Below are 19,728 nucleotides of genomic sequence, written 5' to 3'. Positions count from 1 at the left end.
ATTTCGCCGCACCGGGTCCGGTCAGAACCGGGGTGCTGGCCACGACCCCTCCGATCTATACTCCCCGCCTCCGCTCACTGCAAACCTCTCGCGAAGTCCATCGGATGCCCAAGTTCCGCCGCCTTCTGCGGCTCGCCCTCGTCCTGTTCCTGCTGGCTGCCGTCATGGGGGTGACAACGCTGGGGGTCCTCTACTGGCTGATCGAGCCCACCCTGCCCTCTGTCCAGGCACTCCGCGACGTGCGCCTGCAGGTGCCGCTGTCGGTCTACTCGCGGGACGGCAAACTGCTGGCCCAGTTTGGCGAGACACGGCGCTACCCGGTCGCCCTGGCAGACGTTCCGCCAGTCGTGCGTGACGCCTTCATCGCCGTCGAGGATGCGCGCTTCTACGAGCACCCGGGCGTCGACTGGCGGGGCGTGACCCGCGCCGTCTGGTTGCTGGCGACCTCCGACCGGGCCCGCGTGCCGGGCGGCAGCACGATCACCCAGCAGGTGGCGAAGATGTTTTTCCTCAGCAACGAGTATTCCTATACCCGGAAGCTGACCGAGATGTTCCTCGCGCTGAAGATGGAGCGCGAGCTGAGCAAGGACGAGATCCTCGAGCTCTACCTCAACAAGAGTTTCTTCGGCAATCGTGCCTACGGCGTGGTCGCTGCGGCCGAGTTCTACTACGGCAAGACGCTGGATCAGCTGACCCTGGGAGAGGCCGCGATGCTCGCCTCGATCCCGAAGTTCCCCTCCAGCGGCAACCCCATCGTCAATCCGTCCCGAGCGTTGATCCGTCGTAACTACGTCATCGAGCGGATGCTGGAGGAGGGCCTGGTCGGCGCCGCCGAGGCGCGTGCGGCCCAGCAGGCGCCCGACCTTGCCAGCCCGCATGAGCCACCGACCGAGCTGGATGCCCCCTGGGTAGCCGAGATGGTCCGCGTGGACGCCATCGAGCGATTCGGCGACCAGGCGCTGATCGATGGCTTCCGGGTCTTCACCACCCTCGACTCGCGGGCCCAGGAGGCGGCGAACAAGGCCACTCGCGACGCGCTGATGACCTACGATCGGCGCCACGGCTGGCGCGGCGTAGAGGCCAGGCTGACCCCGATTCCTGCAGAGCAGACCGAGCAGTGGCGTGAGGCATTGCGTGGCTACCGGACCATCTCCGGACTGCTTCCGGCGCTGGTACTGCGCAGCGACGAGTCCAGTGCCACGCTCGGTCTCGGCGACGGCCAGCAGGTCGAGCTGGACCTCGAGCGCATCGCCTGGACCCGCGAATACCTGGACGAGAGCCGTCGCGGTGAGGCCCCGCGCAAGGTCAACGACCGTCTCAATCCGGGCGATGTGGTCCGTCTTTACCTCGACGACGAGGGCGTCTGGCAGCTCGGCCAGATTCCCAAGGCACAGGGCACGCTGACCGCGCTCGACTGGGAGACCGGCGCCGTACGGGCGCTGACCGGCGGCTTCAGCTTCGCCCTGAACAAATTCAACCGGGCGGTTCAGGCGCAACGCCTGCCGGGCTCGAGCTTCAAGCCGTTCATCTACGCCGCCGCCTTCGAGCGTGGCTTCACGCCTGCGACGATGGTCCTCGACGCGCCTGTCGTCTTCAACGACCGCGGCGCCGGCAAGACCTGGAGCCCGCAGAATGACAACGAGGAGTTCGCCGGCCCGATGCGTTTGCGCGAGGCCATGGTGACTTCGCGCAACCTGGTTTCGGTCCGCGTTCTCGACGCGATCGGGGTCGGCTACGCCCGTCGCTTCGTGCAGAACTTCGGCTTTCCGCCGGAGAGCCTGCCGGAAAACCTGTCCATGGCGCTGGGCACCAATGCCGCGCCGCCCATCCTGATGGCCCGTGGCTACGCTGCCTTTGTCAATGGCGGCTTCAGGGTTGAGCCCCACTTCATCGAGCGCATCGAGGACCGTGACGGCGAGGTGGTGTTCGAGGCCACCCCGACCCGCGCCTGTGCCCGCTGCCCCGAGCGCACCGGCGCCGCGGGCGGGCTAGGCGACAGCGAGGGCTTCGATCTGTCCTCCGCTGCCCCGCCAGCGGCCGTCTCAGAGCAGGCGGCGACGCCCGAGGCCGCCGCGGAGCAGGGCCCTGTCGCACTCGCCGAGCGCGCCGTCGATGAGCGCACCGCCTATCTGGTGCACTCCCTGCTGCGCGATGTCGTCCGCCGCGGCACCGGCAGCAAGGCGCGCGTCCTGGGACGCCAGGACCTCGGGGGCAAGACCGGCACGACCAATGAGTACCGTGATGGCTGGTTCTCGGGGTTCGGTGGCCCGCTGGCGGTCACGGCGTGGGTGGGCATGGACGACTTCACCTCGCTGGGACGTCGCGAGTTCGCCTCGGCCACCGCACTGCCGATGTGGATCGACTTCATGAAGGTGGCATTGGAAGGCGAGCCCGAGCACAGCGTCCCACTGCCCGAGGGCCTGACCACGGCCATGATCGACCGTGACACCGGCTTGCTGACGACGCCGGGGGATCCCGATGCGATTGCCGAGGTCTTCCGGGTAGAGGACATCGCCCGGCTCGAGCAGCGCGCGGCACGTGCCGAATCCGAGCAGGAGAAGGAAAGCTTCGACATCTTCTGAGCCCCCGTGGCTTCCACTGGAGGGGGGAAGCGCATGAAGGACAATCAGACGGCGCGGCGGGTAGCCATCGAGGCAGCCCGGCTGGTCGCCCGGGATGAAGCCGCCTCCATCGACGCGGCGCGGCGCAAGGCGGCGCGGCGCCTTGGCATCCGCGACAGCGCACTGCTGCCCGACGACGGCATGGTCCGAGAGGAGCTCTCGGCGTATCGGGGGCTGTTCGGCGGCGAGGCGCGCAGCGACCCGGCGCGCCTTCAGCTGGCGCTGGACGCCATGGAATTCATGCGCCAGTTCCAGCCCGAGCTGGCCGAGGACCCGGATCTCCCGCTGACCCAGGCCGACCTGGCGCTGCGCATCCTGCTCTACTCGGAGGATCCGGATGCACCGGTGCAGCACCTGCTTTCCGCCGGGCGCCGCCACCGCATCCGACGCGCCCGGCTGCTGAAGGCCCGTCGCGACCCGCTTGATGTCGACGTGATCGAGGTCACCGTGGAGGCGGAACGCGTGGAGTTCTGGCCGCTGCCAGCGCGCATGCGCGGCGAGCCCCTGTTCGATGCCGCTCTCGGCGAGCCGCTTCCACGGACGCGGCTGGCTCGGCTACGCGCCCGAGAAGGCCTGGCCAGGGGCGACGACTGACGGGCGCGTGAGGCGCCCATCCGCCGGGTGGCTGCGCCGCCAGGGCCGCGCAGCGGGGTCGATCAGCGCTTGGCGAGTGCCACGTAGTCGCGGCTGTCAGCACCGGTGTAGATCTGCCGCGGCCGGCCGATCTTGGCATCCGGATCGGACTGCTGCTCCAGCCAGTGCGCCACCCAGCCGGCTGTCCGCGCGATGGCAAACATCACGGTGAACATCTCGGTCGGGATGCGCAGCGCCTTGTAGATGATGCCGGAGTAGAAATCGACGTTTGGATAGAGCTTGCGCTGGACGAAGTAGTCGTCCTTGAGCGCGGCCTCTTCCAGCTTCATGGCCACTTCCAGCAGGGGGTCGTGCACGCCGAGCTCGTCGAGCACCTTGTGGCACATCTCGCGGATGATTGTCGCGCGTGGATCGAAGTTCTTGTAGACGCGATGGCCGAAGCCCATCAGGCGGAAGCCGGAGTTCTTGTCCTTGGCCTTCTCGATCGCCTTGCCCACCTGGTCGGCAGTGCCGATCTCCTCGAGCATCTTCAGCACGGCCTCGTTCGCTCCGCCATGTGCCGGACCCCAAAGCGCGGCGATGCCGGCCGACACGCAGGCATAGGGATTGGCGCCGGTCGAGCCGACCAGGCGGACGGTCGAAGTCGAGGCGTTCTGCTCGTGGTCGGCGTGGAGGATGAACAGCAGGTCGAGGGCCTTGGCCGCCACCGGGGGCAGCTCCAGCGGCTCGCTCGGCACCTCGAACATCATGTGCAGGAAGCGGTTCACGTACTCGAGGTTGTTTCGCGGGTAGCGCACCGGCCAACCGATCGAGTAGCGATAGCAGGCTGCCGCGATGGTCGGCACCTTTGCGATCAGGCGGATGGCCGCGAGGCGGCGGTGCTCCGGATCATCCATGTCCAGCTGCTCGTGATAGAACGAGGACAGCGAGCCGACCACGCCGCACAGCATGGCCATCGGATGGGCGTCGTGGCGGAATCCATTGAGGAAGGACTTCAACGCCTCGTGCATCATCGTGTGATGCGTCACCTCGTGACTGAAGGCGTCGAACTGCTGCTTGGACGGCAGCTCGCCGTACATCAGCAGATAGGCGACTTCCTGGAAGCTCGAGTGTTTGGCCAGCTGCTCGATCGGGTAGCCGCGGTAGAGCAGCACGCCCTGGTCACCGTCGATGTAGGTGATCGCGCTGCGGCAGCTGGCAGTGGAGACGAACCCCGGGTCGAAGGTGAAACAGCCGGTTTCCTTGTACAGCTTGCCGATGTCGATCACCGGGGAGCCTAGCGTCCCCTGCAGCACCGGCATCTCGGTGTTCTTGCCGGAATCGGAATCGGACAGGGTGACGATCTTGCTCGCGGACACGGCGGCGCTCCTTCTGGTGGTCAGGCTGCGAACACGTCGAGCGGGTCTTACCGAGCTTGGCGTCGGCCCGGGACTCTCCTTACCCGGCCCGTTCGACGGGCGGCGAAGTATCGCATACGGCTACGAATGGCGTCAGTCGCGACGGCGTGACGGATGCGTCGCGCCGGCAAAGAAAAAGGCCCGGACGAGGCCGGGCCTTTCTCGCGGTCGGCGCCCGTGAGGCGCCGGACCGGTTTACTTCTGGGCGTAGCGGCGACGGAACTTGTCGACGCGGCCGCTGGTGTCCATGATCTTGTGCTTGCCCGTGTAGAACGGGTGCGAGGCGGAGGAGATTTCCACCTTGATCAGCGGGTACTCCTGACCATCCTCCCACTTGACGGTTTCCTTGCTGCTCAGGGTCGAGCGGGTGAGGAAGGAAAAGTCCGAGGAGACGTCCTGGAACACCACTTCCTTGTAGGCGGGATGGATGTCGGCTTTCATGATTCGGTTCCTAATCGGGGTTGAGCCCCGGCAGGCGGGGTGCGCTCGGCGCGGAAAAGACCGAAATTGTAACCACAAGGATAGATTGATGACAAGCAGGGACGCTGCTCGCGCCTTCATGATCGCCCTCGGCCTGGCGCTGCTCGCCCAGATGTCGCCGGCCGGGGCCCAGTCGGCCGCGGACGAGTTTGCCAACCGCCTGGAGAGCCTCGAGGCAGCGGTGAAGGAGGAGGGCGCCGTCGCAGAGGCTGACCTCCCGCCGACCCGCCAGGCCCTGCTTCAGGCGCGACAGTCGGTAGAGCGGCTGCGCGCCGCGGTGGAGTTCGACCGCACGGGTGCCGAGCGGGTGCGGCGCCTGGAGGCCGCGGCGGCGCGGGACGTCAGCGAGGGCCACGCCGAGTGGCTGCGGGGCCAGCCGGCGAATCCTTCCCGCGCCGCCCTCGAAGCCGCGCTGCAGGAAGCGCAGACCCGGATCGGCGAAGAGCGCCAGAAGCTTGTCGCGGCCCGCGCCCGGATCGGCAGCGGCGAGGCCGGCGTGTTCAGCAGCGAGCGACTGGCCGAGCTCGACGCGCGGCTTGACGCCCTCGCCCGCCAGCCCGCCCCGCTGCCCCCGAAGATCCAGGCCGAACAGCTCTCGGCGCAGGCCGAGATTGCCGCGATCCAGCGCGAGCAGGCCGGGGCCGAGCTTCGCTGGCGTGAGTCGCAGGCCCAGCTGGCCGCGGCGCAGACCGCCATCGCCATGCTGGAACTGCGAATCGCCGCGCTGCAGGAACGGATCGCCGGCAGCGACCTTCGGGCAGCCCGGCAGCTCCAGGAGACGTTGGCCGAGACCCGGCGCAACATCGAGGACCCCTTCCTGAACTCGGTGGCTGAAGATACCGAGGCGCTCGCCGGGCGGCTGCTCGAACAGATCGAGCGCCTGGCCGAGGACCGCCAGGTCGAGCGCAGTACGGAACTGGCCCGCGAGGCCGCCGCGCGTTCGCTGACCGCCGTGCGCTCGCGGATCGGAGTCGATGCCTCCGGCGAGTCGCTGGGGGCCTTGCTGCTCGCCGAGCGCCGCGGGCTCGACAAGCCCCAGCGGCTCCTCGCCCGCCTCGAATCCCTGCGCGCGGACATCGCCGAGCTGCGCCTTCGCCTGCTGGAGCTGCCGCGGGAGGCCCAATGGCCGGTTCGCCCCGATCAAGGCGACGATGAGCCTGCAGCGGCGGCCCCGGCCGACTCGGCGACGCCCGAGCCGCTGCGCCTGCGCAGCATCCTGCGCGGGCAGCGACAGAGCGTCGAACAGCGCCTCGGCGACACCCTGCAGCGTCGCCTGGAGACGCTGACCCGCACCGAGGTCGCCCTGCGACGCCAGCTGGAGGATACCCGCACCCTCGAACGACTGCTCGACGAACAGCTGCTCTGGCTGCCCAGCCATCCGCCGATCTCGGCGGCGTGGTGGGCGCGGCTGCCGACCAGCGCGGCCGACCTCTGGGCGCCCGGCCGCTGGCAGCGCTCGCTCGAACTTCTGGCCATGCGGCTGGCCGACCGCCCGGCCGGAACCCTGCTCGGCCTTGGCACCTTCATCGCCCTGCTGGTGCTGCGTCGCCGCGCGCAGGCCCGTATCGAGGCGCTGGCGCCACCGCTTCGCCACGATGACAGCGACCGCTACGCCCTGACCGCCGCGGCACTGGGCTGGACGCTGGTGGCCGCCCTGCCCTGGCCGCTGCTGGTCGGTCTGGTCGGCCACCACCTCAGTCTCGCCGGAGAGGCCGGCAAGTTCACCCACTCTCTGGGTATTACGCTGACTGGCGTTGCAGTGACCGGGCTGTTGTTCACCATCCTGAAGACCCTGGTTCGGGAGCGCGGCCTCGCCCACCTGCATTTCCGCTGGACGCGCAGCCGGCGCGAGTCGCTGGCCTGGCGCCTGCCCCTGCTCGCCGCGGTGACCCTGGTGCTGCAGTTCCACGTCCTGCTGAGCTTCACCCGGGGTGTCGACCTCGCGATCGGCGGCGCCGCGCGGGCGGCATCCGTCCTGTTCGCCCTGTTCGCGGCGGCGGTGCTCTGGCGCAATCTTGGCCCGGGACGTTGGTGGTCGCCGCGGGGGAGGAGCGAACCCTTCAAGCTGCGCCAGGTGTTGCGCGTCGCCCTTCCGCTGGCCTGCCTGTGGCTGGCCCTGCTGCTGGTGCAGGGCTACGTATTCAGCGCAGCGATCCTGCTCGGCTGCCTGTGGCAGACCCTCTGGCTGGTGCTGGCGGTGGCTCTCCTGCACGGCATGCTCTCGCGTTGGATGCTGCTCGGCGAACGGCGTCTCGCGCGGCGTCGGCTGCAGCAGCAGCGCGAGGCGCAGGCAGCCCAGGACCCCGAGCGCAGCGTCGACGAAGCGCCCGAGGTCAGCGAGGAGCTGATCCCCATCGAATCGGTCAATGCCCAGACCTCACGGCTGCTCCGGGCCATCACGCTAAGCGTGATGGCGGCGGGCCTGCTGTGGATCTGGTCGGACGTCTACCCGGCCTTCGAGCGGCTTGATGCCATCAACCTGTGGCAGTTCAGCGATGTCGATGATCAGGGACAGGCGGTGCGCGGCGATGTCACGCTGCGCGCCCTGATCCTCGGTCTGCTCGCCCTGGTGCTGACCTGGGTCGCGGCGCGCAACCTCCCCGGCCTGCTGGAGATCGGCCTGCTCAGCCGGATCCGCATCGATGCGGCGAGCCGATATGCGATCGCCAGCGTCAGTCGCTACTTCATCATCATCGCCGGCATGATGATCGGCCTTGGCCTGCTCGGGCTGCGCTGGTCGCAGCTGCAGTGGATGGCGGCGGCCTTCTCGGTGGGCCTCGGCTTCGGTCTGCAGGAGATCTTCGGCAACTTCGTATCCGGCCTGATCCTGCTGTTCGAACGACCGTTCCGGGTCGGCGACGTGATCACCATCGGCGAGTACACCGGCACGGTGTCGAAGATCCGCACCCGGGCTACCACCCTGGTCGACTGGGACAACAAGGAGGTGGTGATCCCGAACAAGGTCTTCATCACCGACCGGCTGATCAACTGGACCCTGAGCGATACCCGTACGCGGATCATCCTCAAGGTCGGCGTCGCCTACGGCAGCGACCTGGCCCTGGTCCATCGGCTGCTCCGCCAGGCGGCCGACGAGCATCCCACGGTGCTGCGCGAGCCGGCACCGGCCTCCTGGTTCCTCAGCTTCGGCCCCAGCTCGCTGGACTTCGAGCTGCGGGTGTTCGTGGAGTCCCTGGCCGACCGCCTGCCTACCACCAACGCGCTGAACACGCGGATCGCGCAGCTGTTCGCCGAACACGGCATCGAGATCGCCTTCCCGCAGATGGATCTGCACGTCCGCGACATGCCGCGCGAACGGCCGGGAGGCCCGGCTGCGGATCAGGACTCAGCGGCGCAGGGCGGCGGAGAGCATCCCTAGGTAGCGCTGGGGGTCGAAGCGCTGGACGATGCGGGCATTCGCGGCGCGTTCGCCGTGCTGCGCCCAGTCGACCCGGGTAGCGCCGCGATACAGCGGCCCCTGCAGCTCGACCTCGATGCGCCGGTCGGCCCACTCCAGCAGCGCATCGGGCGCCAGCGCCACCGCCATCGCCAGACCGTCGGCAGAGTGCCAATGCTCCGAACGGGCGGCGGTGAACGCGCGCGAGGTGCGCGAGATCGCCTCGTAGAAGGCGCCCAGCTCGCCGCCGTCGCGCATCCAGCGCGTCGCATCCTCAAAGGCGAAGGGATGGGCGAGGGTGGCCTCCCAGTCGACCAGGTCGAAGCGCGGCCAAGCCTCGAAGACCACGTGTGCGGCCTCGGGGTCGAAGGCGATGTTGAATTCGGCCGAGGGCGTGATGTTGCCGCGACCGGTCACCGCACCGCCCATCACCACGAGGCGCGCGACGCGCTGCGGCAGTGACGGGTCGAGGCGCAAGGCGAGGGCGAGATTGGTCAGTGGACCCAGGGTCACCAGCAGCAGCTCGCCGGCGTGCCGATGGCTCTGCTCGAGGATGGCCAGCGCCGCATGCAGCGGCTCGGCGCGACCGGCCGGGTCGGCATAGCCGATGTCGCCGAAACCGTCGTGGCCGTGGACGAAGGCCGCATCCAGCGCGGGGTGCAGCAGCGGGCGGTCGCAGCCTGCGTAGACCGGCACCTGTCTCACGCCGGCCACCTCCAGCAGCTTCAGCGCGTTGCGTGTCGTGTGGGCGAGCCCGACATTGCCGGCGGCGATGCACAGCCCGGTTACCCGATGCAACGGGCTGTTCAGGGCCATCAGGATGGCAAGGGCATCATCGACGCCAGGGTCGGTGTCGATCAGCAGCGGAATCGGAGGCATGGCGGGACTCTTGGGTTCAGACGCCAGCGTAGCGCACCGCGCTGCCGATCCAGCGCCGGATCAACGCATCGGTGGCCTCGGGTCGTTCTGCCTGGACCCGTTCGCCCAGCGCAGCGACGGCGTCGAGCAGGGGCGCGTCGCGCTGCAGGTCGGCAAGGCGGAACTGGGCCAGCCCGGTCTGCCGGGTGCCCAGCATCTCGCCCGGGCCGCGCAGGGCGAGGTCGCGCTCGGCGATGACAAAGCCGTCGCCGGTCTCCCGCATCGTCTCAAGGCGCTGGCGCGCCAGCCCGGACAGCGGCGGCTGATAGAGCAGCACGCAGGACGACACCGCGGCGCCGCGACCGACCCGCCCGCGCAGCTGGTGCAGCTGGGCAAGCCCGAGACGCTCAGCGTTCTCGATCAGCATCAGGGAGGCGTTCGGCACGTCGACGCCGACCTCGATCACCGTCGTTGCCACCAGCAGCTGCAGATCGCCGGCCTTGAACTGCCGCATGACCTCGGCCTTCTCGGCCGGCTTCAGCCGACCATGGACCAGACCGACGCTCAGGTCGGGCAACGCCACCTGCAGCAGGGCGAAGGTGCTCTCGGCAGCCTGGGCCTGCACCTCGTCGCTGTCCTCGATCAGGGTGCAGACCCAGTAGGCCTGCGCCCCCGCCAGACAGGCCTCGCGGATGCGCTGGATGATCTCCTCGCGGCGGGCATTGGCCAGCACCACCGTGCGCACCGGCGTGCGTCCGGGCGGCAGCTCGTCGATGCGCGATACATCGAGGTCGGCATAGGCGGTCATCGCCAGGGTGCGCGGGATCGGCGTCGCAGTCATCACCAGCTGGTGCGGGATGCGCCGCCCCTCGAGGCCCTTGTCGCGCAGCGCCAGGCGCTGGTGCACACCGAAGCGATGCTGCTCATCGATGATGCACAGGGCGAGCTTGTGGAAGCGCACCGCCTGCTGCATCAGCGCATGGGTGCCGACCACCACCGGCAGGGTGCCTTCGGCAATCTCACAAAGAACGCCCTGGCGCGCCTTGCCGGTCACCTTGCCCGCCAGCCAGCCAACCCGGACGCCAAGCGGCTCCAGCCAGGCGCTGAAGGCCTGGAAGTGCTGCTCGGCGAGCAGTTCGGTCGGCGCCACCAGGGCGACCTGGGCGCCGTTCTCCACCGCCCGCAGCGCGGCCAGGGCCGCGACCACGGTCTTGCCGCTGCCGACATCGCCCTGGACCAGGCGCAGCATCGGCCTTGCCTGGCGCAGATCGGCCTCGACTTCGCCGAGCACGCGCTGCTGCGCACCGGTCAGCTTGAATGGCAACGCATCACGCAGTCGCTGCGCCAGTTCGCCCCGCCGGCGCAGGGCCGGAGCGCCGCGCTGCTGCAGGGCGTCGCGCTGACGGCGCAGGCTGAGATGGTGGGCGAGCAGCTCCTCGATCACCAGCCGCTGCTGGGCCGGATGCTGGCCCAGGGCCAGGGCGCCGAGATCCGCGTCCGGCGGCGGCCGGTGGACGTATTGCAGGGCCCGGCGCAGCGCCCAGCCGCGGGCCACCTCGAACCAGTCCGGCGGCAGCAGGTCGAGCTGCGCCTCGCCCTCGAGCGCATCGAGGGCAAGGCCGATCAAGCGCGCAAGCATCTGCGGCCCGATCCCGACCACCGCCGGATAGACCGGGTCGAGCCGCTCGGCCATCGGCGGCTCGGCGTCCTCGGCCAGCAGACGGTAGCTCGGGTGAACCATTTCCCAGCCAAGCAGGCTGTGCCGCGGCTCGCCGTAGACCCTGATCCGCGCGCCGGTGCGGAACTGGGCGGCCTGTGAGCCCCGGAAGTGGAAGAAGCGCAGGACCAGCACGTCGCCGGCCGCATCGCTGATCGCCACCCGCAGCTGCGGCCGCCGCCGGAAGCTGCGCTCGACCTCGGCGACGCGGCCGTCGATCTGGGCCGCCCGGCCGTGCTGTAGGGCCGACACCGGCACCAGCCGGGTGCGGTCCTCGTAGCGCAGGGGCAGGTGGAACCACAGGTCCTGCAGGGTGTGCAGGCCTGCGGCCGCCAGCTTCTCGGCGAACTTCGGGCCGACGCCGGGCAGCCGGTGAATGGGCGAGTCGGCGGTCCCCGCCGGCGCCGACACGGGCTGTTCCGCGGCGCTCACGCGCCGCCGGCGAGCACCATCACCGCATCCACCTCGACGTCGGTGCCCTTGGGCAGCCCGGCGACCTGGATGGTCGAACGCGCCGGGTACGGCGCGCTGAAATACTCGGCCATCACCGCGTTCACCGCAGCGAAGTCGCCGAGATCGGTCAGGTAGATGCCGATCCGCACCACGTCGTCCAGCGAACCGCCGGCCGCGGCGCAAACCGCCTTGAGGTTCTCGAACACGCGCCGGGTGCGCGCCGAGATATCACCCCGGACCAGCTCGCCGCTGGCCGGATCGAGTGGAATCTGTCCGGACAGGTAGACCGTGTCGCCGGCGCGCACCGCCTGCGAATAGGGACCGATGGCCGCGGGGGCGCTGGAGGTGGCTATGGCGTCACGGGGCATGGTCGCAACCTGTGGGGGCGGAGCGGTCGATTCTATGCAGCGCGCGGCCGCAGAGGAAACGGCGGCTTGCGCGACCGAGAAAAACCGCTATCGGTCAGAGCCGCTGCACGCCATGCACGACGCCAAGCCGGCGCACCCGGCGGATCACATCCGCAAGGTGTTTGCGCGAGCGCACCTCGATGGCGAAATGCATCACCGCCATGCGCAGGTCGCGCTCCTGGTACTCGACGTTGTCGATGTTGGAGTGCGCTTCGGCGATGGCGGCAGCGACCTGGGCCAGCACGCCGGGCTTGTTGTCGACCTCGATGCGCAGCACCGCCGCGTATTCGCCGGTGACCTCGACATCCCAGCCGATTGCCACCCAGCGCTCGGGCGACTTGCGGAACTCGGGGAGGTTGCTGCATTCCAGCCGGTGCACCACGATGCCCTTGCCGGCGGTGAGGTAGCCCATGATGTCGTCGCCGGGCACCGGATGGCAGCAGTTTGCGAAGCTGACCACGCCCCGTTCGCCGCCGCTGATCAGGATCTTCTCGCTGTCCAGCGCATCGCCGGCGCGCCCGCGCTTCGGATCCGCATGCGGATCGTCCCGCTGCACCAGGGCCTGCGCGACCTGCAGGGGCATCCGGTTTCCAAGGGCGATATCGGCCAGCAATTCCTCCAGCCGCGGCAGCCGGGCCTCGACCAGGAAGCGCTCCAGTCGCTCCGGGGTCACCCGGTCGAGGGAGAAATCCAGCTCGCCCAGTGCGCGGTCGAGCATGCGGTGGCCCAGCTGCACCGCATCCTCGTGCTGCAGGTGCTTGAGGAAGTGGCGGATCGCCGTACGCGCCTTGCTGCTGACCACGAATTCCAGCCAGCCGGGACTCGGCTGCGCCGAGGGCGCGGTGATGATCTCGACCGACTGGCCACTGACCAGACGGGTGCGCAGCGGGACCAGCTTCTTGTCCACCCGCGCGGCCACCGCGTGGTTGCCGACGTCGGTGTGCACGGCGTAGGCGAAGTCGAGCACGGTGGCATTCCGCGGCAGGGCGCGAATGTCGCCCTTGGGGGTGAACAGGTAGACCTCGTCGGGAAACAGGTCGACCTTGACGTTCTCCAGGAACTCCACCGAAGAGCCTGCCGCCTCCTGGCTTTCCAGCAGGTCACGCAGCCAGTCCTGCGCGCGCAGCTGGGCGCCACTGCCGGCGCGCTCACCGGATTTGTACATCCAGTGGGCGGCAATACCTCGTTCGGCGATCTGGTCCATCTCCTCGGTGCGGATCTGCACCTCGATCGGCGAACCGTAGGGACTGAACAGCACGGTGTGCAGCGACTGGTAGCCGTTCGCCTTGGGGATGGCGATGAAGTCGCGGAAGCGCGCGTCGAGCGGTTTGTAGAGGCCATGCACGGCACCGAGCGCGTGGTAGCACTGCATCACCTTGGGCACGATGACGCGGAAACCGAACACGTCCATGACCTGGTCGAAGCTCTTGCTCTCGCTGCGCATCTTCGTATAGACGCTGTGCGGCGACTTCACGCGGCCGACCACGCGGTGCGGCAGGTGCTCCTGGGTCAGCCGATGGGCCAGCGCGGCCTCGATGGTGGCCATCGATTCGCGACGCAGCACGGGCTGCGACTGGATACGCTTGCGAATGACCCGATAGCGGAACGGATACAGCGCGGCAAAGCCAAGATCCTGGAGCTCGGCCTTGATCCGGTTCATGCCCAGGCGCTGGGCGATCGGCGCGTAGATCTCCAGCGTCTCGCGGGCGATGCGCCGCCGCGCCTCGACGCTCATCGCGTCAATGGTGCGCATGTTGTGCAGGCGGTCGGCGAGCTTGATCAGGATGACCCGCAGATCACGGGCCATCGCCAGCATCATCTTGCGGAAGCTCTCGGCCGCGGCCTCGTAGCGGTCGCGGAACTGGAGCCGGTCGAGCTTGGTGACCCCATCGACGAGCTCGGCCACCGCCTCGCCAAACTCGGCGGTCAACGCCTTGCGACCGAGCGAGGTGTCCTCCAGCGTGTCGTGGAGGATGGCGGCGCAGAGGGTTTCCCAGTCCAGCCGCAGCTCGGCCAAGATGCCGGCGACCGCCAGCGGATGGGTGATGTAGGGTTCGCCGCTCTTGCGGGTCTGGCCATCATGCGCGGCAGCACCGATCAGGTAGGCGCGGTGGACGCGCTCGACCTGCTCGGCCGGCAGGTAGTCGGCCGCGGCCGCCTCCAGCCGCGCGGCCGCCTCGGGGACGGGATCGAGCAGTCGGAGTCCGGTAGCTGCGGCGGAATTCGCATTCATCCGGGGAGACTACAAAGCCCCCGGTGCGGCGGCAACGCCGGAGATCCCTCCCCGCCGCGCCGCGGACAGGCGGCGGGTATGAAAGGGCGCGCGGCGTCGCCCGCTCGGGTCAGTCGTCGCCCTTCGAAAGATCGTCGTCGACTTCGGCGGCGGCCCACTCCAGGGCCTCGCGCTCGGCCCGCTCGCGCTCGACCTTCTCGACTTCATCAATCATCGCCTGGTCGACCTTGCGCGCTGCGATCTCGCGCAGCGCCAGCACGGTCGGCTTGTCCTCGCCTTCCTCGCCGGCCAGGGCCGACTGCGCTCCCTTGGCGAGCTGGCGGGCCCGCTTTGAGGCCATCACCACCAGTTCGAAACGGTTGTCGACCACCTTCAGGCAGTCTTCGACGGTTACACGCGCCATAGGATCCTCAACGCGCCCGGCTGGGCGCTCCTCGAAAAAAGAACAGCCAAGAATAGGGCCTGGCCGGGCTGCGGGCAATAGGCGCCCCCCCGAAGGGAGGGCGCCCGATGCGAAGAACCCGGCTCCGGCGCAGACCGGAGCCGGGCCCGCCCACCCTTTTCCTACTTGTTCTTCGCCACGCAGCGCTGGATTGCCCCGTGCGAACCGGCCGGAAGCAGGCCGGCGGCGCGCAGGGCATTGGTATGCCCGGACATGCAGCTGACGTACTGGCCGTGGTTGCGCGCGCCGATCTTGCAGACATTGCTCTGGGCGACCAGGTTGGCGCCGATGATCAGCCCGCCCTCCTGCTGCACGGCCACGCCGGTATCACAGTCGCCGATGCGTGCCGAGCCGGTATCCAGCGGCCAACCCTCGTCGGCGAACAGGGCCGGGGTCAGGTCGATGCTGTAGTTGGCCTGGATGCTGGCCGTGTTGAACGGCTCCATCAGCGCATTCGGGCTGACCCGCGTATCGAAGTGCGAGTAGGTGGATCCAGGCGCCCGCGCCGTCGGCGCGTACATCTGCACCCGGCCCGCCGCATCCGCACCGGCCAGACGCGTGCCGCTCTGCACCAGAGCCGCCGCCAGTCCCGCGGAGTTCGCCTTGAAGGCAGCGCCGGTGGCCTGCGCCACCCCGATCACCGGAATGGTGACATCGGCCGCGGTGCCGCCGGGTGCGAACGCCCCGCCAGCGCTGTTGGCGATGATCACACCGGTGGCGCCGGCAGCCTGGGCATTGGCGGCCTTGACCGCAAAGGCGCAGACACCGCGATCGACCAGGGCCAGCTTGCCGGCCACCTCTGCAGCGTTCTGCAGCGGCTGGCAGGCCAGGGTGGCGGTCGGACCGGTGCCGTCGTTGGCGACGGCCACGGCTCCCGCGAAACTGCCCGGCGTGGCTGCGGGGCCGAAGGCGGCGGCTACCGCGTCGTACTCGTTGCCGGCGATCGCAGCAGGCGCCGAGGCCCGGAGGACGACCGCGTAGTCGAGCACCAGCGGCGCCTGGGCGGTCACGTTCGGGCCGGTCCAGACCAGGTTGCCGTCGTTGACGAAGGCGGCGACGCGCTGGGCGGCGGTCATGTTGCGGACCAGCTGACCCTGCGTGTTGTCAAAGGCATAGGTGGCGTAGATGCTCGGCGTGCCCGCCAGCGGCTGACCGCTGCTCACGTTCTCGAAGCCCGAGAAGCCGAGACCATGCCCGATCTCGTGCATGACCACGTTGAGGAAGTTGATCTTTCCGGCGGGCGTATTGCCATCGAGGCCGTAGTACCAGTCCGAACCGGTCAGGCAGTTCGGATCAACGCCGATCGCCCCGTTGAACTGGGTGAGGATGTCGAACCCGGAGCTGGTCGGCAGGTCGATGCCGGTAATCCCCTTGGCCAGGGCAACGTGGTACCAGGTGTTGGGAATCGAGCCGGGGAAGTTGCGGTAGACGCTCAGCGCGCCCGCCTGGGCGAGGGTGCCGCTGGTCGGCGTGCAGCTCAACGGCTGGGTCGAGGCGGTCACCCGAACCGGCGTCTCGCCGTCGAGCACCGTGCTCCAGAGGTCGGCAGCAAACTGGTAGGCAATCTGGCGCTGCTGCCCGAGGGTGGTTCCCGGGTTCCCGCCGACCGGAGCCCGCGGGCTGGGGTCGTCGAGACCGGCGCCGGTTCCGGCATCGAAGTTAGTCAGTTCCACCTCGACGGACGAAGCGGGCGTGGCGTGCAGGAGGACCGCCAGCGCGGCGGCCAGGGACAGGCGAAGCTTATTCATTGGGCAGTTCCTCGCCAGCGTGACCATCCAGCCGCGGATCCCCGTGGCCGTGCTTCAGAACGCCGTCCGCATCGCGGGTGGCGCGCAGCTGCACCAGGTATTCGTCCGGCACATCCATCGACTCGCCATAGGGCGTGCTGACCACCGCCGACTTCGCCGGCTGTCCGCGCTTGGCCTGCTGCGCCCGCAGCTGGCTCAGCGCGCTGCTGCGATCCAGCCCCTGCGCCTCGAGCGCCTGCTGCTCGGCCTCGCTCAACGGCCGGAAACGCCCGGTTGCGGGATCCACCGCAGCCCGCATCGCCGGCGCGTCCGCGCCCCCCTTCCCGGACTCGGCGGCGCCGGCAAGCGGCGCGACCAAGGCCAGCGCCACGCAAATGGCGCCGCACTGCAACGTCTTCATGATGTTCTCCCCAGATCGATTGGACCCAGCCTGCGCGTCGGGCCGGAGCCCTTCGCGCGCTGGGAGATGGCCGCAGGACCGCCGGGCAAAACGCCAGCTGAACGGGCCGCGAGAAGATACTCTCCTCCCGTTCGCGGCGCCAGATCCGTGACCGCCCCCTCTTGAACCCGCAAAGATTCGGTGGGCCGGTCGGCGCGGGAGTGGCTGGCGCCCCCATTCCAGAGGAGGCCCCATGAGCCCCAAGGCCACGGTCATCGAGTGGATCGAGCGCTTCAACCGCTCGGACGCAGAGTCGCTCGCAGCGCTGTATGCCCCGGACGCGGTGAACCACCAGGTAGTAATGGAGCCACTGGTCGGCCGGGAGGCGATCCGTGACATGTTCAGGCGCGAATTCGGCCGGGCGCGAATGCACTGCCTGAAGGAGAACCTGTTCGAGGACGGCGAGTGGGCGATCCTCGAATGGCGCGATCCGCTGGGCCTGCGCGGCTGTGGTTTCTTCCGCGTCGTCGACGGGCTGATCGTTTTCCAGCGCGGCTACTTCGACCAGCTGAGCTTCTTCCGCCAGCAGGGCATAGCGGTGCCCGACAGCTACCTTGGCGACTGATTCCCCGGCGTCTTGCTGCACCCGCACTTGCCCCGCAGCCCCCCTCGTGGCTGAATGGCGCGGGGTTCAACGAGGGGAGACGTTATGAACTGGTACCTGGAAGTCCTCAAGAAGTACGCCGTATTCAGTGGCCGCGCCCGGCGCAAGGAATACTGGATGTTCGTGCTGTTCAACATCATCATCGCCTTCGTGCTGGGAATCATCGACGGCGTGCTGGGGCTGACCACGGAAGGCGGCATGGGCATCCTCGGCGGCCTGTATTCGCTGGCCGTCCTGCTGCCCAGCATCGCGGTTGGCGTCCGCCGGCTGCACGACACCGGCCGCACCGGCTGGTGGCTGCTGATTGCCTTCATCCCGCTTATCGGCGCCATCGTCCTGATCGTGTTCTTCGTGCTCGACAGCCAGCCCGGCAGCAACGAGTACGGCCCGAACCCGAAAGGCGTCGGCTGAGTCTTCCGGCCGGCCGCCCCGCGCGGCCGGTCCGGCTTCACGCTGTTCCTTCCGCCGGGAAGCCATGCTCGGGGCCCCGGCGCGCCTGCGCCTTCCGCAAATCGGAGCCCGTCCATGAATCGTTCGCTCGCACTGCTGCTGTGCCCTGCGCTCGCCCTCGCCCTCGCTGCGCCCGGGCATGCCCAGGATCCGGATGTCGTGATCAAGCGCACCGATCTCGGCCGGGGGCTCCACATGCTCGAAGGACAAGGCGGCAATATCGGCGTGTCGGTCGGGGCCGACGGGGTCATCCTCATCGATGACCAGTTCGCACCGCTGACGCCGAAGATCGAGGCGGCCATCCGCGAGGTCTCCGCCGAGCCGATCCGTTTCGTGCTGAATACGCACTGGCACTATGACCACACCGGCGGCAACGAGAACCTCGGCAAATCCGGATCGGTCATCGTCGCCCATCACGAAGTGCGCCGGCGCATGGCAGCGGGCGGCCTGATGGAAGCCTTCGGTCGCGAAGTACCTCCGGCCACGCCGGACGCCTTGCCGGTGGTTACCTTCGGCGAGGACCTTCAACTGCACCTCAACGGGCTGCGCCTGGAAGCGCACCACGTCAGCGCCGCACACACCGACGGCGACGCCTTCGTCTGGTGGCCCGAGGCCAACGTGCTGCATGCCGGCGACCTGTATTTCAATGGCTTCTACCCAGTGATCGACTGGGGCAGCGGCGGCCATATCGACGGCATGATCGCGGCGGTCGACCGCCTGCTGGCGCTGATCGACGACCAGACCCGGGTGATTCCCGGCCATGGCCCGCTGTCCAACAAGGCCGAACTGCGCACCTATCGCGACATGCTCGCCGAGGTCGCCGCGTCCATGAATGCGCTGGTCGCCGAGGGCAAGTCGCTCGAGGAGGTCAAGGCCGCGAAGCCCACCGCGAAGTTCGACGCGCGCTGGGGCAACGGCTTCCTCAAGATCGAGCCCTGGGTGGAGATGGTCTATCAGGGCATCAAACGGCGCCAGGCGAACGCGTCTGGCGAAAAGCCCCCCCATCGCCACGACGGCGAATCCAGCCACAGCCACTGACCCACCCATGGACCTGTCATCGGTCTGCGCCCTGGTGACCGGCGCCAGCCACGGCGTCGGCGCAGCCGTGGCGGCGCACTTCGTGCGCGCTGGCGCCCGGGTTGTCCTGCATGCGGGCCGCGACATCGAACGCGCACGGGAGCTCGCCACATCGCTGGGCTCAGGCGCGGTGGGCGCCCTGCAGGCGGACCTGGCAGTTCCCGGCGCGGGAACCGACCTGTTCGCCGAAGCCGACGCGTTGTCGGATGGTCGGCTCAATGTGGTGATCAACAATGCAGGAATCTTCGTCGACAGCCCCTTGGCTGCAGACGATGCGGGCTGGCAGGCCGCCTGGCAGCGAACACTTCAGGTGAATCTGATAGCGGTGGCGGACATCAGCCGCGCCGCGGTGCTGGCCTTTCGCGATCGCGGCGGCGGATCGCTGATCGCCATCGCCAGCCGCGCCGGCCATCGCGGCGACGATGCCGACCACAGCGCCTACGCGGCCAGCAAGGGCGGCGTGCTGGCGCTGACCAAGACCCTGGCCCGGGCCTATTCCGGACAGGGGGTGCTGGCCTTTGCAATCGCACCGGGCTGGGTCGACACCCGGATGGCGCCGCAGGACCCGGCGACCCGCGACCTCGCCGCGAGCGAGATCCCGCTCGGTCGAATGGCTGCCGCCGAGGAGATCGCCGCGGCATGCGCCTTCCTTGCCAGTGGCGCCTGCCCCAGCGCCAGCGGCAGCTGCCTCGACATCAATGGCGCCAGCTACGTACGCTGAGCGCCCGCCGGAGCGCCCGGCCTCAGCCCCACCCGCATGACCTCCTTGTCCGACACCAGCCCGGTGGCAATCACTTTGCGATGCGGGGTGAGG

16 protein-coding genes are annotated in these 19,728 nt (G+C 69.0%); 7 read left to right on the top strand and 9 right to left on the bottom strand.

The genetic code is table 11. The features are described 5' to 3' along the window. Positions 1–104 precede the first annotated feature (104 nt). The gene (locus tag M0G41_RS12835) at positions 105–2,582 is read left to right on the top strand and encodes a penicillin-binding protein 1A (RefSeq protein ID WP_248210038.1); all 2,478 of its coding nucleotides are present in this window, start codon (positions 105–107) and stop codon (positions 2,580–2,582) included. Positions 2,583–2,615: 33 nt separating this feature from the next. Further along, entirely contained in the window at positions 2,616–3,215 is a 600-nt protein-coding gene (locus M0G41_RS12830; protein ID WP_248210037.1) for a hypothetical protein, read from the top strand. Positions 3,216–3,277: 62 nt separating this feature from the next. Here M0G41_RS12830 and M0G41_RS12825 read toward each other — a convergent pair whose 3' ends face one another. Together M0G41_RS12825 and M0G41_RS12820 are read right to left on the bottom strand one after the other, a co-directional pair. Further along, positions 3,278–4,573 (bottom strand): citrate synthase, encoded by a 1,296-nt coding sequence (locus M0G41_RS12825; protein WP_425511253.1) that lies wholly within the window; start codon positions 4,571–4,573, stop codon positions 3,278–3,280. Positions 4,574–4,807: 234 nt separating this feature from the next. Beyond that, positions 4,808–5,053, bottom strand: coding sequence for a type B 50S ribosomal protein L31 (locus M0G41_RS12820; RefSeq protein ID WP_248210035.1), 246 nt, complete (start codon positions 5,051–5,053; stop codon positions 4,808–4,810). Between the two features lie 88 nt (positions 5,054–5,141). On the opposite strand from M0G41_RS12820, the gene M0G41_RS12815 reads away from it, so the two are divergent. Next, positions 5,142–8,468, top strand: coding sequence for a mechanosensitive ion channel domain-containing protein (locus tag M0G41_RS12815; protein ID WP_248210033.1), 3,327 nt, complete (start codon positions 5,142–5,144; stop codon positions 8,466–8,468). Here M0G41_RS12815 and M0G41_RS12810 read toward each other — a convergent pair. From M0G41_RS12810 to M0G41_RS12780, 7 genes are all read right to left on the bottom strand, one after another. Continuing rightward, a complete protein-coding gene (locus tag M0G41_RS12810; RefSeq protein ID WP_248210024.1) occupies positions 8,436–9,365 on the bottom strand; it encodes a nucleoside hydrolase in 930 nt (309 codons plus the stop codon). The two genes, M0G41_RS12815 and M0G41_RS12810, sit on opposite strands and share 33 nt — an antisense overlap. Positions 9,366–9,381: 16 nt before the next feature. Beyond that, positions 9,382–11,493: an ATP-dependent DNA helicase RecG gene (gene recG, locus M0G41_RS12805; RefSeq protein ID WP_425511252.1), complete on the bottom strand. Its 2,112-nt coding sequence runs from the start codon at positions 11,491–11,493 to the stop codon at positions 9,382–9,384. Beyond that, positions 11,490–11,882, bottom strand: coding sequence for a RidA family protein (locus M0G41_RS12800; protein ID WP_248210021.1), 393 nt, complete (start codon positions 11,880–11,882; stop codon positions 11,490–11,492). Before M0G41_RS12800 ends, recG begins: the two co-directional genes overlap by 4 nt. A 94-nt stretch (positions 11,883–11,976) precedes the next feature. Beyond that, complete coding sequence (locus M0G41_RS12795) at positions 11,977–14,154, bottom strand: RelA/SpoT family protein (protein WP_248210014.1); 2,178 nt, start codon at positions 14,152–14,154, stop codon at positions 11,977–11,979. A gap of 109 nt (positions 14,155–14,263) precedes the next feature. Next, positions 14,264–14,557, bottom strand: a complete 294-nt coding sequence (rpoZ, locus tag M0G41_RS12790) for a DNA-directed RNA polymerase subunit omega (protein ID WP_248210013.1) — start codon at positions 14,555–14,557, stop codon at positions 14,264–14,266. 161 nt (positions 14,558–14,718) lie between these two features. Then, entirely contained in the window at positions 14,719–16,344 is a 1,626-nt protein-coding gene (locus tag M0G41_RS18695; RefSeq protein WP_282452904.1) for a PA domain-containing protein, read from the bottom strand. Next, positions 16,337–16,744, bottom strand: a complete 408-nt coding sequence (locus tag M0G41_RS12780; RefSeq protein WP_248210009.1) for a post-PEP-CTERM-1 domain-containing protein — start codon at positions 16,742–16,744, stop codon at positions 16,337–16,339. The genes M0G41_RS18695 and M0G41_RS12780 overlap by 8 nt, the downstream gene beginning before the upstream one ends. A gap of 232 nt (positions 16,745–16,976) precedes the next feature. On the opposite strand from M0G41_RS12780, the gene M0G41_RS12775 reads away from it, so the two are divergent. The 4 genes from M0G41_RS12775 (at position 16,977) to M0G41_RS12760 (ending at position 19,635) form a co-directional block, all read left to right on the top strand. Beyond that, complete coding sequence (locus tag M0G41_RS12775; RefSeq protein ID WP_248210007.1) at positions 16,977–17,348, top strand: nuclear transport factor 2 family protein; 372 nt, start codon at positions 16,977–16,979, stop codon at positions 17,346–17,348. 84 nt (positions 17,349–17,432) lie between these two features. Further along, positions 17,433–17,798 carry a DUF805 domain-containing protein gene (locus M0G41_RS12770; protein ID WP_248210005.1) on the top strand — a complete coding sequence of 122 codons (366 nt, stop codon included), beginning with the start codon at positions 17,433–17,435 and terminating at the stop codon, positions 17,796–17,798. A gap of 114 nt (positions 17,799–17,912) precedes the next feature. Further along, positions 17,913–18,875: an MBL fold metallo-hydrolase gene (locus M0G41_RS12765; protein ID WP_248210003.1), complete on the top strand. Its 963-nt coding sequence runs from the start codon at positions 17,913–17,915 to the stop codon at positions 18,873–18,875. 7 nt (positions 18,876–18,882) lie between these two features. Continuing rightward, positions 18,883–19,635 carry an SDR family NAD(P)-dependent oxidoreductase gene (locus tag M0G41_RS12760; protein ID WP_248210001.1) on the top strand — a complete coding sequence of 251 codons (753 nt, stop codon included), beginning with the start codon at positions 18,883–18,885 and terminating at the stop codon, positions 19,633–19,635. Positions 19,636–19,728 lie beyond the last annotated feature (93 nt).

This window comes from Pseudomarimonas salicorniae (assembly GCF_023156535.1).
In the GTDB taxonomy this organism is placed as follows: Bacteria; Pseudomonadota; Gammaproteobacteria; order Xanthomonadales; family Xanthomonadaceae; genus Pseudomarimonas; species Pseudomarimonas salicorniae.
This window is presented reverse-complemented; position numbering and strand designations above follow the sequence as displayed.

Coding starts and splice junctions, on each gene's coding strand:
- M0G41_RS12770 (WP_248210005.1), top strand. CDS start 17,433: ATGAACTGGTACCTGGAAGTCCTCAAGAAGTACGCCGTATTCAGTGGC.
- M0G41_RS12830 (WP_248210037.1), top strand. CDS start 2,616: ATGAAGGACAATCAGACGGCGCGGCGGGTAGCCATCGAGGCAGCCCGG.
- M0G41_RS12780 (WP_248210009.1), bottom strand. CDS start 16,744: ATGAAGACGTTGCAGTGCGGCGCCATTTGCGTGGCGCTGGCCTTGGTC.
- M0G41_RS12765 (WP_248210003.1), top strand. CDS start 17,913: ATGAATCGTTCGCTCGCACTGCTGCTGTGCCCTGCGCTCGCCCTCGCC.
- M0G41_RS12775 (WP_248210007.1), top strand. CDS start 16,977: ATGAGCCCCAAGGCCACGGTCATCGAGTGGATCGAGCGCTTCAACCGC.
- M0G41_RS12760 (WP_248210001.1), top strand. CDS start 18,883: ATGGACCTGTCATCGGTCTGCGCCCTGGTGACCGGCGCCAGCCACGGC.
- M0G41_RS12835 (WP_248210038.1), top strand. CDS start 105: ATGCCCAAGTTCCGCCGCCTTCTGCGGCTCGCCCTCGTCCTGTTCCTG.
- M0G41_RS12810 (WP_248210024.1), bottom strand. CDS start 9,365: ATGCCTCCGATTCCGCTGCTGATCGACACCGACCCTGGCGTCGATGAT.
- M0G41_RS12795 (WP_248210014.1), bottom strand. CDS start 14,154: ATGAATGCGAATTCCGCCGCAGCTACCGGACTCCGACTGCTCGATCCC.
- rpoZ (WP_248210013.1), bottom strand. CDS start 14,557: ATGGCGCGTGTAACCGTCGAAGACTGCCTGAAGGTGGTCGACAACCGT.
- M0G41_RS18695 (WP_282452904.1), bottom strand. CDS start 16,344: ATGAATAAGCTTCGCCTGTCCCTGGCCGCCGCGCTGGCGGTCCTCCTG.
- M0G41_RS12800 (WP_248210021.1), bottom strand. CDS start 11,882: ATGCCCCGTGACGCCATAGCCACCTCCAGCGCCCCCGCGGCCATCGGT.
- M0G41_RS12820 (WP_248210035.1), bottom strand. CDS start 5,053: ATGAAAGCCGACATCCATCCCGCCTACAAGGAAGTGGTGTTCCAGGAC.
- M0G41_RS12815 (WP_248210033.1), top strand. CDS start 5,142: ATGACAAGCAGGGACGCTGCTCGCGCCTTCATGATCGCCCTCGGCCTG.